The organism is Vibrio sp. L5-1 (genome assembly GCF_021728315.1).
Lineage (GTDB): Bacteria > Pseudomonadota > Gammaproteobacteria > Enterobacterales > Vibrionaceae > Vibrio > Vibrio splendidus_K.
Genome location: NZ_JAKKCQ010000017.1, coordinates 1 through 13,148, shown reverse-complemented (window position 1 = coordinate 13,148; position 13,148 = coordinate 1). Strand labels below are relative to the sequence as shown.

The 13,148-nt window shown below is 45.6% G+C and carries 11 protein-coding genes, 1 tRNA gene and 1 riboswitch; of the genes, 2 read left to right on the top strand and 10 right to left on the bottom strand.

Annotation, left to right across the window (positions count from 1 at the left end; translation table 11 throughout):
- Nucleotides 1-18 precede the first annotated feature (18 nt).
- Nucleotides 19-1,218 (bottom strand): multidrug effflux MFS transporter, encoded by a 1,200-nt coding sequence (locus L3V35_RS24875; protein WP_237300811.1) that lies wholly within the window; start codon nucleotides 1,216-1,218, stop codon nucleotides 19-21.
- Nucleotides 1,219-1,319: 101 nt separating this feature from the next.
- On the opposite strand from L3V35_RS24875, the gene L3V35_RS24870 reads away from it, so the two are divergent.
- Both L3V35_RS24870 and L3V35_RS24865 read left to right on the top strand, forming a co-directional pair.
- Nucleotides 1,320-2,261, top strand: a complete 942-nt coding sequence (locus L3V35_RS24870; RefSeq protein ID WP_054548406.1) for a LysR family transcriptional regulator — start codon at nucleotides 1,320-1,322, stop codon at nucleotides 2,259-2,261.
- A gap of 122 nt (nucleotides 2,262-2,383) precedes the next feature.
- A complete protein-coding gene (locus tag L3V35_RS24865; RefSeq protein ID WP_237300810.1) occupies nucleotides 2,384-4,174 on the top strand; it encodes an aminopeptidase P family protein in 1,791 nt (596 codons plus the stop codon).
- 135 nt (nucleotides 4,175-4,309) lie between these two features.
- Here the strand turns inward: L3V35_RS24865 and thiH are convergent, their stop codons facing one another.
- The 9 genes from thiH to L3V35_RS24820 all read right to left on the bottom strand — a co-directional run bounded on the left by thiH (nucleotide 4,310) and on the right by L3V35_RS24820 (nucleotide 13,016).
- Entirely contained in the window at nucleotides 4,310-5,437 is a 1,128-nt protein-coding gene (gene thiH / locus L3V35_RS24860) for a 2-iminoacetate synthase ThiH (RefSeq protein WP_054548404.1), read from the bottom strand.
- 7 nt (nucleotides 5,438-5,444) lie between these two features.
- On the bottom strand, nucleotides 5,445-6,209 hold the full coding sequence (locus L3V35_RS24855; RefSeq protein ID WP_017069601.1) for a thiazole synthase: 765 nt from the start codon (nucleotides 6,207-6,209) through the stop codon (nucleotides 5,445-5,447).
- 2 nt (nucleotides 6,210-6,211) lie between these two features.
- Nucleotides 6,212-6,421: a sulfur carrier protein ThiS gene (thiS, locus tag L3V35_RS24850; RefSeq protein WP_237300809.1), complete on the bottom strand. Its 210-nt coding sequence runs from the start codon at nucleotides 6,419-6,421 to the stop codon at nucleotides 6,212-6,214.
- Nucleotides 6,418-7,200 (bottom strand): HesA/MoeB/ThiF family protein, encoded by a 783-nt coding sequence (locus tag L3V35_RS24845; protein ID WP_054548403.1) that lies wholly within the window; start codon nucleotides 7,198-7,200, stop codon nucleotides 6,418-6,420. The genes thiS and L3V35_RS24845 overlap by 4 nt, the downstream gene beginning before the upstream one ends.
- Entirely contained in the window at nucleotides 7,190-8,482 is a 1,293-nt protein-coding gene (locus L3V35_RS24840; RefSeq protein ID WP_237300808.1) for a thiamine phosphate synthase, read from the bottom strand. The genes L3V35_RS24845 and L3V35_RS24840 overlap by 11 nt, the downstream gene beginning before the upstream one ends.
- Nucleotides 8,482-10,431 carry a phosphomethylpyrimidine synthase ThiC gene (thiC, locus tag L3V35_RS24835; protein WP_054548401.1) on the bottom strand — a complete coding sequence of 650 codons (1,950 nt, stop codon included), beginning with the start codon at nucleotides 10,429-10,431 and terminating at the stop codon, nucleotides 8,482-8,484. The genes L3V35_RS24840 and thiC overlap by 1 nt, the downstream gene beginning before the upstream one ends.
- 130 nt (nucleotides 10,432-10,561) lie before the next feature.
- Nucleotides 10,562-10,660, bottom strand: a riboswitch (TPP riboswitch).
- A gap of 62 nt (nucleotides 10,661-10,722) precedes the next feature.
- Nucleotides 10,723-11,106 (bottom strand): fluoride efflux transporter CrcB, encoded by a 384-nt coding sequence (gene crcB / locus L3V35_RS24830; protein ID WP_004736665.1) that lies wholly within the window; start codon nucleotides 11,104-11,106, stop codon nucleotides 10,723-10,725.
- 100 nt (nucleotides 11,107-11,206) lie between these two features.
- Nucleotides 11,207-12,589: a multicopper oxidase family protein gene (locus tag L3V35_RS24825; RefSeq protein ID WP_237300807.1), complete on the bottom strand. Its 1,383-nt coding sequence runs from the start codon at nucleotides 12,587-12,589 to the stop codon at nucleotides 11,207-11,209.
- A gap of 350 nt (nucleotides 12,590-12,939) precedes the next feature.
- A tRNA-Trp gene (locus tag L3V35_RS24820) sits at nucleotides 12,940-13,016 on the bottom strand.
- Between the last annotated feature and the right edge of the window lie 132 nt (nucleotides 13,017-13,148).

Below are 13,148 nucleotides of genomic sequence, written 5' to 3'. Positions count from 1 at the left end.
TTTTGTCACCCTTGAGACTTATGCCTTAGCAAACGTCGTGTGCCATGACTTACCCGCTTTGCTCGCAAGCACTAACAATGCAGGAACAATAAGGAACATTTGCAGCGCAATCATCACTTGAGACGTTAAATCAAGACGTTGCATCGTACCAACAAGCAGTCCAGAACCGCTCATTTGGAACAAGCCAAGCAACGCAGCTGCGGTACCCGCACGGTCACCAAAAGGTTCAAGTGCCTTACCGGCTGCGGCACCAAGAATCCAAGCGAAGCCAACTGAAGATAGGAAAATCGGCAGCATGAATGCGATCGCGCTAGCATGCTCAGCAAGCACCAACATAACCACACCCGCTAAACCAAGCGTTGAAATACCGACAACCAATGCTTTGTAAGTACCAAAACGATCCATGAACTTCGGCGCAGTGAATGCAGCCGTGATGTTGATAACCGCGTTGATGCCAAACCAGAACGTAAACTCATTCATCGTCAAACCTAGGTTTTCCATCAGCACAACAGGTGCAGAGGTAACGTAAGCAAGAATGACCGCCATCGCCATCAAGCATAAGGTTGCATGGAAGATGAATGATGGTGTTTTCAATACCGACCAGTAACGCTCAAGTTTGAACACCGCGACCTTTTCTGTCGCCGGATTAGACTCTTTCATTTGGAAAAACAAAATGGTGCCAACCACAACAGCGAACACAGCCATAAAGCTAAAGTTCGAGCGCCAGCCAAACTGTTGAGTTAACCAAGCACCCAGAATCGGTGCTAGTGCAGGAATAAAGCAAATGGCACCATTGAGGTAACTGATCATACGGCCACTCTTCTCAGGGCCAAATAGATCGCGAACCGTCGCAAAGGCTGCTACAGAAGTCGCACAAGCTCCTAAGCCTTGTAGCAGCCGAGCTATTAGCATCATATCAATCGATTGAGCTGCCCACGCCAAGCAAGCACTCAATGCATAGATACTAACACCTCCCAATGCAACGGTTCGACGTCCTAACTTATCAGCCAAAGGGCCTGCAAATAATTGCCCGACACCCATGGCGAATAAAAACCAAGTAATCGTATCTTGTGCTAGTGCATGTTCCACGTGAAACGCTGTCGAAATTTGTGGCAGAGCTGGTAGATAAATATCAATAGCCAAAGGGCTAAATAGAACCAGCATTGCAAGTAGTGCAACCTGCAATTTGCTAGGATTTGGAAGCGCGTTAGAAGGCACAAGATTCTCCGGATGAGTTAATTTGGATGCATAATAACGGACTAAAGATATGAACAAAAATGGCATATACTCATTAGCATTATTCCAAATAGGAAACTCACATGAATATCGAGAAACTATCACGCCTCGACCTCAATCTATTGGTTTGCTTGCAGGTGCTGATGGAAGAGCTGAGTGTCACGCGCACCGCACATCGATTATGCTTGAGCCAATCAGCGGTGAGTAAGTCGCTAGCCAAGCTTCGTGAGCAATTTAATGATCCCCTTTTTACGCGAAGTGCCCATGGCCTACGACCAACACCGAAAGCTGTTTTTCTCAAGCCTCGATTAGAAACGCTGATCAATCAACTTGATGTACTTACCCAACCAGAGAAATTCATTCCCAACAACAGTGACCACAGTTTTCATATTGCTGCCGTTGAGAGTGTTTACCCGCTGATTCTTCCGCACTTCTTACCAGCAATATTTCGGCAAGCGCCTAAGGTCAATATCAACACCCACGCGTGGACAGAGCAAACCTTTAAGAAACTGCAGCTTGGTGAACTAGATATCGGACTCACAGGCAAAGACATCGACATCAACGATGCGCGTTTAACCATGTTGCCGCCAGACGACATCTGCGAACAAGAGATCTACCGCGATGCACAGATGTGTGTGTTAAGACGTAACCACCCTGCACTGAGTGGTAAGTGGGATCTGGAAACCTACCTTGCGCAGCGTCATGTACAAGTAAGGTGTGATGGTAATGACCGTTGGCTACTAGACTACAAACTTGCCGATCTTGGCCACCAACGTGATATCGCTATTTCAGTTCCAGACTTCAATAGCGCGGCGAGCCTGTGTACCTACACCGACTTTGTGTTTACAGCACCAAGCCACTTTACTTACCTGGTCGCCAAGCAACTCGATTTAGTGGTTGTTCCTTTACCTATGGAATTCCCGCCGATGGCATACACTCTATTTTGGCACCGTGACAGAGAAAATGACCCAGCCTTAACTTGGTTGCGAGATATCATCAAAGAAAAAACTCTGCACCTTAGATAAAAATGGCGTACAGCGTTTGCAGCAAACGAACAAAAGCGCTAGCTTATTGACCTAATAAGTCCCCTCACCTGTCTATCTATGGTGAGTGTTAACAAGGACCCTAACAATAAGGATAAACACAGATGCACAATATCACTGCTGAACGCGTTGATGCGGTTCGAGCTTGGCTTGAAACAAACAACCTAGATGCCGTTATCATTCCACATGAAGACGAATATCTTGGTGAATACGTTCCCGCTCATAACGAGCGACTTCACTGGTTAACAGGTTTCACTGGCTCTGCAGGTGCCGCTGTTATCACTCGTGAAACTGCTGCTATTTTTGTTGATGGTCGCTACACCGTTCAGGTTCGTAAGCAAGTACCAGCAGAGTTATTTGAGTATCGCCACCTTATTGAAGAACCGGCTTTAGATTGGATCATCAATTCGTTGCCACAAGACAGTAAGGTTGCATTCGACCCACGCATGCACACTGCCGCTTGGTTGAAAGGCGCACAAGCAAAACTAGCAGAGAAAGTTGAGCTAACAACGCTATCAGCAAACCCGATTGATGAGCTTTGGTCTGATCGTCCTGAGCCTGTCGTGTCTAATGTGCGCCTAATGGCAACAAACGCCGTTGGTCAATCAAGCGAGAGTAAGCGCGCTGAGATTGCTGGCTTGTTAAAAGCAAAAGGTGCAGACGCCGCTATCCTTACCGAGCTAGACTCAATCTGTTGGCTACTTAACGTTCGCGGTTTAGACGTATCCCGCCTACCTGTTGTGCTGTCTAATGCAATCATTCACGCTGATGAAAGCGTCGATTTCTTCCTAGACCCTGCTCGTACTCCTGCAGGCTTTGAAGCACACGTTGGTAATGGCATTCGAGTTTCTCACCCATCAGAGCTTGAAGCGCGCCTTCAATCTTTAGAAGGCAAAAATGTGTCTGTCGATTCAAGCACAAGCAATGCTTGGTATACGCTTGTTCTTCAAAACGCTGGCGCTCATATCATTGAAGCAGCGGACCCATGTCTAATGCCAAAAGCCGCTAAAAACGAAACTGAAATTGCCGGCATGAAAGCGTGTCACATTCGTGATGGCGTGGCGATGGCGAAATTCCTGTCTTGGATTGATGCAGAAGTCGCACAAGGTAACCTGCACAACGAAGCGGTATTGGCTGACAAAGTGCAGTCGTTCCGTGAGCAGGACCCAACGCTGATGGACCTAAGTTTTGACACGATTTCAGCAGCAGGCGGAAACGCAGCTATGTGTCACTACAACCATGAGAACCAACCTGAACCAGGTCAGTTAGAGATGAATACTCTATATCTAGTCGATTCAGGCGGTCAGTACTTAGATGGCACAACGGACATTACTCGTACTATCGCGATTGGCCAACCAAGTGACGAAATGATTCAGCAATTCACTCTCGCACTGAAAGGTCACATCGGCATCGCACGAGCTCGTTTCCCACAAGGCACTCGTGGTTTCCAACTTGATATCCTAGCGCGTCAGCACTTATGGGCAGAAGGCTTCGATTACGACCATGGTACTGGCCACGGTGTTGGTCATTTCCTAAGTGTTCATGAAGGACCGCAAAGCATCTCTAAGAAGTTGATCGACGTGCCTCTAGTTGAAGGTATGGTGTTATCAAACGAACCGGGTTACTACCGTGCTGATGAATTTGGTATCCGCATCGAGAACCTAGAACTGGTTGTTGAGCTGCCAACTCAGGGTGACTTCTCTGTACTGACGTTTGAATCATTAACTCGTTGCCCTATCGATAAGCGCAACATCAATGTTGATTTGCTAACACGACCTGAACTGGCATGGCTGAACGACTACCATCAGAAAGTATGGAACGACGTTAGTCCACTAGTTGAAGGTGATACGTTGGAATGGCTGCGCCAATCAACGACACCATTAGCTCACGCTTAATGCTTCGCTAAGCTGTTAACTGAACCAAAACGAACTTGCTAAGTTAAAAGAAAAACGGCTACCTAAAGGTAGCCGTTTTTGTTTGTCGATAGAACCTCGTCGATGTTTCACGTGGAACATCAACCAATATGTTGATTAACCAGAATAGGCACTGTGCCAGTCTCGCCATACTGGGTCGAAACCACGCTTACGAATCATCGACTCAACATCGGCTGCACTTCTATCATCGCTAATCTCAAACTGTTCGAGTTCTTCCTCACCCGAAGCATAACCACCAGGTTGGGTTTTAGAAGCCGCCGACATACTCGTGATTCCCAATGGCAACACATTATCGCGGAAGGTTGCTGATTCACGAGTCGATAGAGATAACTCGACCTCAGGGTTTAAGAGTCGATATGCGCAGATAAGCTGAACCAACTGTTTATCGTTCATGATCGACTTAGGCTGTAAGCCTCCATTACTTTCTCCACCCTCGCACGGGCGAAGACGCGGGAATGAAATTGAATAGCGAGTCTGCCAATAAGTGCGCTCTAGGTAATCTAAATGAGCAGCAACAAAGAAGCAGTCGGTTCGCCAATCTTCCAAACCAATCAAGGCACCTATACCTATTTTATCGATCCCCGCTTTTGCCAAGCGATCGGGAGTTTCAAGACGATATTCAAAATCCATTTTATTGCCACGTAGATGATGCTCAGCGTAGGTCCTTGGTTGATAGGTCTCTTGATAAACCATCACCGCATCTAATCCGAGAGTTTTAAGTTCGGCGTAATCTTGTTGATCAAGTGGCTGCACTTCCATCGCAAGGTAGTTGAATTGCTTTTTGATATTCGGCAACACCTGTCGAAAGTAATTCATCCCGACCTTAGTTTCATGTTCACCGGTGACCAACAAAACGCTATCAAACTTCATCTTTTTGATAGCCGCACTTTCGGCATCGATTTCATCCAAAGTAAGCGTGCGGCGCTTGATACGGTTCTCCATTGAAAAACCACAATACGTACACGCGTTAGCGCACAGGTTAGATAGGTACAAAGGAATATAAAGCGACATCGTATTGCCAAACCGCTTGCGAGTTAGTGCCAGCGATTGTTGTGCCATCTGCTCTAAGTAAGGTTCTGCCGCCGGAGAGATCAGCGCCTTAAAGTCTTCTAAGTCGCGTTTGGGTTTACTCAGAGCACGTTCAACATCCGCTGCCGTTTTACTGAAGATAGACATACCAATGTCATCCCAGTTGAGCTGTTTAAATCGATCAACAAACGTCATAGCAATACTACTCGTCTAGGAATGAAGTTAACGGGCTCGAAGCAACCGCGTGAGATACTTTTCCTGCAAGTCCGGCAAGGTAAGCCATACGTCCTGCTTCTACCGCTAACTTAAAGGCAATCGCCATATCAACAGGCTGTTGAGACGCAGCTATAGCCGTATTCACTAACACAGCGTCTGCGCCCATTTCCATTGCACGAGCAGCATGTGATGGCGCGCCAATCCCTGCATCCACAATCACAGGGACATTCGCTTGGTCGATAATGATCTCTAAGAAGTCTGCCGAAGCGATACCTTTGTTTGAACCAATTGGGGCACCTAGCGGCATAACCGCAGCACAACCCACCTCTTCCAAGCGTTTACACAATACTGGATCGGCATGGCAGTAAGGCAACACAACAAAGCCATCTTTAACCAGTTGCTCAGCAGCTTTAAGCGTCTCTATTGGGTCTGGCATCAAGTACTTTGGATCTGGATGAATTTCCAGTTTAAGCCAGTTTGTACCTAGCGCTTCACGAGCCAAATGCGCAGCAAAGACAGCATCTTTTGCATTCTTAGCGCCTGACGTATTCGGTAGTAAGTTCACGCCAGCATCAATGATGGGTTGTAGGATATCATCTTGCTCAGAGCGAATATCGACTCTCTTCAGCGCCATGGTTGCCAGTTGAGAACCTGAGGCTTCGATAGCACTCGCCATCAAATGCTTATTGGCAAACTTACCAGTTCCAGTAAAGAGTCGAGATTGAAACGTTTTATCAGCGATAGTTAACATGGTTAGCCTCCTGCAATGGCTTGGAAAAGAGAAATAGCGTCGCCTTCATTAATGACCGTTTGTTGCCACTGGCTACGCGGGACAACCGCATTATTGATTGCAAATACACAACCCAGATCAGGTAGTGATAAAGCGTGGATAATGTCCGCTAGAGACGACAAGTGCGCGACCTGTTCTGGTTGCTCGTTTATAGAGATCGTTATATGACTCATTGGATTTCTTCTTCTAAATGCTTAACAGCAGACGCACTGCACACGGGACATTCACTATCTTGAGTAACCATAAGGTTTTGCCAATTCATCGTTTGGCCATCAAACAGTTTGAGCTGATGTGTTGCGACCTGAAACTCACCACGAGTTAAACGTTGAATAGCAGCCAAAGCTTGAAGGTTCCCTATCGTGCCAACAACTGGGCCTATGATGCCGCTATCACTACAACGAGTCGTTTGTGGATGATGACTGAAAGGGAACAAACAGTGATAGCACCCTTTCTGATCCTGATAATCAAATACAATAAACTGGCCTTTCCAACCGATTGCAGATCCAGAAATCAAAGGTGTATCGCTGCCGAAACACGCTTGGTTAACCTGCTGGCGTGACTCAAAGTTGTCAGTACAATCCAACACCAAATCAGCGAGCATCACTTCAAGTTCAAGCTGACTGCCACTCATTCGCTGATTGATGGTTCTTACTTGGTTGCGACTATTGAGCTCGCTCAGTTGTTGCTTCAAAGCTTCGACTTTAGGCGAACCTAACTGAATTTCTTTGAACGCGACCTGTCGTTGCAGGTTAGATGAATCCACACAGTCATCATCAACCAACACGATCTTTCCTACACCAGAAGCTGCAAGGTAAAGAGCCGCAGCATTACCTAAGCCACCACAACCAATCACTAACACATGGCTATTTAATAGGTTTCGTTGTCCTTGTTCACCGACTTCAGGTAACGCAATTTGTCGTTGATAACGAATAAATTCAAAGTCACTCAGCATAGCTAGGCTCCTGCATAACCTCTTCTTTGAGAGCTGGAGGTTTAGACGCCATCAGTTTTTCGAAAAATTCGATCACCTTTTTAGGGTCTTCCGCTAATGTAATAGCACGAACAACCGCCAAACTCGACACCCCACAATCCCACACCTGCTCAGCTGTCGATTGGTCAATACCACCAATAGCAACCGTCGGATAACCGGTGAGTTCTTTTGTGTATGGGATAGTATCAATCAGCTGTTGATACAGAGATAAACGAACTAAACCCTGAGGCTTTGATGGCATCTGCTTAGTCGTTGTTGGGAAGATGTGGCCTAGCGCAATATAGCTTGGGTTGATTTGAACAATGCGCAGTAACTCGTAATAGCCATGAGTCGATAAACCAATCTTTATACCCGCTTGGCTCAACTGTGAGAGGTTTGATTCTTCAATATCCTCTTGCCCCAAATGAACACCAAAAGCGTCATGCTTGAGTGCAAGCTGCCAGTAATCATTGATAAAAACTTGAGCGTTATACTCTCGACCAAGCTCGATAGATCGTGTGACTTGTTGTTCTAAGTCCGCTTGCTGCGGGTTCTTAATACGTAGTTGGACAGTGTTGATTCCAAGCTTGAGTAATCTTTCGATCCACTCAACATCATCAACTACTGGGTATAAACCGAGGCTACTCTTATTCAACTCAGGAAAAGAAAGTGATGTCCCTTGGTTAGCCCAACCTACGCTTATGTCCAATCGTTGATCTTCAAGAACAGGGATAGGAAAATTTTGGTAATGTGCAGGCCATGTTCCACGTGAAACATTAGATACTGCTCGAGCTAAAACTAGTGCGTCTTCTAGTGGGAATTCCAGAGCCAACAAAGTAAGTAACCAAGCAAAGTGGCCGCGATTATCTAACTCCTGATGAGCTGTAGTTTCATTCTTGATAGCACGATTAGCATCCCGGTGTGACCAGATATCCATTACAGATGAATCATCTGAGACACCAATATAGATAGTGTTTGGAGATTGTGTAAAGGCACCACAAACGTCAGTTAGCGCGACTGAATTACTGTAATCAACAACATGATTCAGTTCCGCTAACTTACACTCCGCCAATGAATCAACATCATGAACGAAGCCAATAGATAGCGCCTGCTGAGCATCAACGATAGAGAAGTATTGAGTTGGGCTTACGCCCAACTCAACTGCATCGGTTGCCAAACCTTGTCGCTTAGCAACCAATAGACAGTTCTGCGCCTCTCCCGTTAACTCAATATTTTGAGATGGGATGAGTATCTTCACTGTCATTATTCCTCTAATTGAGCTTCTTTTGCACCTACTGCAGGGTGGTAAAGTTCAGAGCCGGTATCACGGAACTCTTGTGATTTCTGACGCATCCCTTCCAACGGGTTATCCAACATCTTAATCTCGATGGCCTGATCCGCGGCTACTTGTTCTGTATCTTTCGCATACTCCCGAACTTCTTGAGAGATCTTCATAGAACAGAATTTAGGTCCACACATTGAGCAGAAGTGAGCAACCTTACCCGACTCCTGCGGTAAAGTTTCATCATGGAAAGAACGCGCGGTTTCCGGATCTAAAGCTAGATTGAATTGGTCTTCCCAACGGAATTCAAAACGTGCCTTTGATAACGCATTATCTCGGATTTGTGCTCCCGGGTGCCCTTTCGCCAAGTCTGCAGCATGTGCTGCCAGCTTGTAAGTAATCAGGCCGGTCTTCACATCTTCTTTGTTTGGTAAGCCTAGGTGCTCTTTAGGGGTGACATAACAGAGCATCGCACAGCCGTACCAGCCAATCATGGCCGCGCCAATACCAGAGGTAATATGGTCATAACCAGGGGCAATATCTGTCGTCAATGGACCTAAAGTATAGAAAGGAGCTTCATGACAGTGCTCTAACTGCTCATCCATGTTCTCTTTGATTAAGTGCATTGGTACATGTCCAGGGCCTTCAATGATCACCTGAACGTCGTACTCCCAAGCGACTTTAGTCAACTCACCTAGAGTACGTAACTCCGAGAATTGAGCCTCATCATTGGCATCCGCAATTGAGCCCGGGCGTAAACCGTCACCTAATGACAGAGCAACATCGTACTTCGCACAGATCTCACAGATCTCGCGGAAGTGGGTATAAAGGAAACTTTCTTGGTGATGAGCAAGACACCATTTCGCGATGATGGAGCCGCCACGAGAGACAATACCAGTCACACGCTTAGCGGTCATTGGTACGTAGCGAAGCAACAAACCAGCATGGATAGTGAAGTAATCAACACCCTGCTCTGCTTGTTCAATCAAGGTATCACGCATCACTTCCCAGTTAAGGTCTTCGGCTACGCCATTCACTTTTTCAAGCGCTTGATACATAGGAACCGTACCAATCGGCACTGGACTGTTACGCAGAATCCACTCGCGAGTCTCGTGGATATTACGGCCAGTTGAGAGGTCCATTACGGTATCGCCCCCCCAACGAGTTGACCAAACTAGCTTCTCAACTTCTTCTTCAATCGAAGAGCTTACTGAAGAGTTACCGATATTAGCGTTGACCTTCACTAAGAAGTTACGACCAATAATCATCGGTTCTGATTCTGGGTGGTTGATGTTTGAAGGGATAATAGCTCGACCTTCTGCAACCTCTTTACGCACGAACTCAGGAGTAATTTCTTTCGGCAGGTTTGCGCCAAAATGATGGCCAGGGTGTTGATGGTTAAGCTGCTCATCAGCGAACTTCTGACGTCCCATGTTCTCACGTATGGCAATGTACTCCATCTCAGGCGTGATAATGCCCTGACGAGCATAATGCAATTGGGTAACACATTGGTTGTCTGTAGCACGGCGAATTCTAGGTAGGTTGCCGTAGCGAAGGTCGTCTAGGGTTTCATCTTCTAAACGTTCTTTGGTGTAAACAGAGCTTACATCGTCTAACAGTTCCGTATCACCACGCTCTTCAATCCATTGCTCTCGCAACTTAGGAAGACCGCTATACAGGTCTATTTCGTGTGTAGGGTCTGTATAAACACCTGAGGTATCGTAAACTTGAATAGGTACATTAGGTTCGAATACAGGCTCTTTTTTGCTGCCACCCACAAGGCTATCAGCGAGTGATATTTCTCGGACAGGGACTTGAATGTCCGCTCGAGATCCTTGGATGTAAGCTTTTTTTGAATTTGGATAAGGTTGTACGGATAAAGAATCAATGAAATTCTTCGCTTCCAGTCTTGCTTGTTTACGACTCGACATAGCATTTTTCCTTGGCTTTTAGCCATTATTTATAGGGATAAAAATGCTTGACGGATTTGATGCTACAAGAGGGATCACAACAAGAAAATACAGTTGTGATCTGGAGATAGATCTCTAGAAGGATTCTAGTTAGATATCTACTCTTGTTCCCTTCGCAGGTATTAGCCTGATCAGGTTCAACGGATCCCGAGTTAACGGTCTCAGCCATATGGCACTCCGACAAGTTCGATCGAGTATATAAAAACGGCTTGGATAAACCAAGCCGAGTTGTTAACAAATCGTAAGAAAGTTTTAAGACTTTATCAAAAGTTGGAAGCCGATCCATGCAGCTGAGATGCTGAGAACCACGTTGAGTAGCACATTGAGTCCCATCTTAAAGAAAGCACCCTGCTGCATAAGAAGCACGTTATCCATCGAAAATGTAGAAAATGTAGTCAATGCTCCAAGGAAACCAAGACCGATGATCTGCCTCCATGGTTCTGTCGCAACCATCTCATTCTCAAACGCTGCGATGAGCAAACCCATAATTAAAGAGCCAATTACGTTAACTGTCAGTGTACCGTAAGGGAAACCACGTCCTAGCATCACCACACATAACTCTGAAATCAAATAACGCGAACAAGCACCAAATGCGCCACCAATGGCAATAAAACCTAAAATAGATAACTGACCCATGAATCCTCCCAAACAATAGTCCCTATATTCTAGCTTTACCGTCGATAAAAGCGAGGGTAGAAACTAAGAATGCATGCGCAAATATTAAACGTTACAGGTGTCACTTAACTTCAATATATCCCATCAATCCTGTTTTCATGTGCTCAATTACATGACAGTGGTACATCCAGCGTCCTGGGTTGTCTGCAACAAATGCAGCTTTAGCTCGGCCATTTTTTCCAAGTAACACTGTATCGGTATGGAAAGGCTCTTCAATTTTTTTACCATCAAGTTCCAATACAGTAAATGTATGACCATGAATATGAATCGGGTGATGATATTGAGTGACGTTCTTAAGATCGAATATGTAAGTCTTACCCAACTCTAAAGTCGCCAACGGTTCAGGAATATTGTCTTTGCTCATTCCTTCCCATGCTCTTTTATTTGTTAGCCAAAACTTAGGCATCGATTTTCCATCTTTGGATACTGGAGAAACAGCCCCTTCCCATTCAAATAAAAAGTCGATCTCTTCAGCATTAGCAAGATCTAGGTTGGGCACTGGATTCAATGGTAGTAATGGCAACGAACGTCCTTGAGCAAATGCTGAATCTACGACTTCAAATTCACACAAAGAAAATGGGAAACGCCCCTTCATATGGAGAACGTTAACTCGCTCACCAGCTTTAGGAGCGATCAGTCCGATATCAACACGCATACCCGGACCAATTTTATGTTGAGTCAGTTTATAAGGCGTTTTTACAGGATTACCATCGATGGCTATAACCCATGCTTCAGCCCCTTCGACAGCAATAGGGTAAGTGATCGTATTATCGACATTAGCAATACGCAGTCTAGTCGCTGCATACTGCTTCAACTGATATACGGGTTCATGGACTCCATTAACACTACTCCACTCCCCAGGAGTGCCCATACGAGCACTGAGTCGTGGGATCATTAAATCTTTCCATTGACCCTGCTTGTCGATGTGCCAATGCTTAAGCATCAATGCGTGTTCTTCATCGAACCGTACTGGATTGCTCTCTTCTACGATAATAAGACCAACTAAGCCCATACCAAGCTGCTTCACGCTATTCATGTGTGGGTGATACCAAAACGTACCGGCATCTGGCGGCGTAAACTCATAAATGAATGTTTCACCTGGCATGATTGATGGCTGACTTAAGAAGGGAACCCCATCCATTTCGATAGGAATTCTTAAACCATGCCAATGAATAGTCGTCGGCTCTGATAGCTTATTCGTAAAGCGGATCGTGACCTTTTCACCCTGTCGACATCGAATCGTTGGCGCTGGAATCTGGCCATTAAAGCCTAGAATATTAGTCTCAAATCCCGTTACTAGTTCAGCGGTTGAAGGCTCTGCCGTTAGGTCGTAAACATACTTTCCTTGTTCATCAACCAACCGTTTAATTGAGCAAGCGGGCAGTACAGTGAGTGCTGATATAGCGAGAGATGATTGAATAAACTTACGACGGGAGATATCCATATTTGTTGCCTTTTAGTAATAACGACCAAAATGTAACAAAATATTGAGAATAATTCTCATAAAGAAGTGGGGATTGTGCTGTTGATTGTTTATAAAAGAGGCTGGGATAAGTAAGCACTTACACTTTTAAGGCTAGGTTTTATTAAAAGCAGGAATTGTCGACTAAAAATCGAACAAATATAAAGTGAAAAAACAGAACTTCTGCTGAGGCATTGATATGGCAGGGTGGAGGTTTCGACTCCCAACAAGCTCTATTTTGGTAAGTCGGAGAATCCGCTGCTTTGCTAATGGCGTATATATTAGATTCAGAAAGCAAAAAGGCTCTAGCATTTCTGCTAGAGCCTTAAATATGGCAGGGGTGGAGAGATTCGAACTCCCAACACGCGGATTTGGAATCCGCTGCTCTGCCAATTGGAGCTACACCCCTAAAACTTTTTACTACGTCAGATTCGAAAAAACCTCGCACTAGGCGAGGTTATCGAATAAGTGGCGGAGTGGACGGGACTCGAACCCGCGACCCCCGGCGTGACAGGCCGGTATTCTAACCAACTGAACTACC

Excerpts from the sequence above, each read along its gene's own strand:
- thiH (WP_054548404.1), bottom strand. The coding sequence starts at position 5,437 with ATGACGTTTGTTGATCGATTTAAACAGCTCAACTGGGATGACATTGGT.
- L3V35_RS24840 (WP_237300808.1), bottom strand. The coding sequence starts at position 8,482 with ATGACAGTGAAGATACTCATCCCATCTCAAAATATTGAGTTAACGGGA.
- thiC (WP_054548401.1), bottom strand. The coding sequence starts at position 10,431 with ATGTCGAGTCGTAAACAAGCAAGACTGGAAGCGAAGAATTTCATTGAT.
- L3V35_RS24855 (WP_017069601.1), bottom strand. The coding sequence starts at position 6,209 with ATGTTAACTATCGCTGATAAAACGTTTCAATCTCGACTCTTTACTGGA.
- L3V35_RS24870 (WP_054548406.1), top strand. The coding sequence starts at position 1,320 with ATGAATATCGAGAAACTATCACGCCTCGACCTCAATCTATTGGTTTGC.
- L3V35_RS24845 (WP_054548403.1), bottom strand. The coding sequence starts at position 7,200 with ATGCTGAGTGACTTTGAATTTATTCGTTATCAACGACAAATTGCGTTA.
- L3V35_RS24825 (WP_237300807.1), bottom strand. The coding sequence starts at position 12,589 with ATGGATATCTCCCGTCGTAAGTTTATTCAATCATCTCTCGCTATATCA.
- crcB (WP_004736665.1), bottom strand. The coding sequence starts at position 11,106 with ATGGGTCAGTTATCTATTTTAGGTTTTATTGCCATTGGTGGCGCATTT.
- thiS (WP_237300809.1), bottom strand. The coding sequence starts at position 6,421 with ATGAGTCATATAACGATCTCTATAAACGAGCAACCAGAACAGGTCGCG.
- L3V35_RS24865 (WP_237300810.1), top strand. The coding sequence starts at position 2,384 with ATGCACAATATCACTGCTGAACGCGTTGATGCGGTTCGAGCTTGGCTT.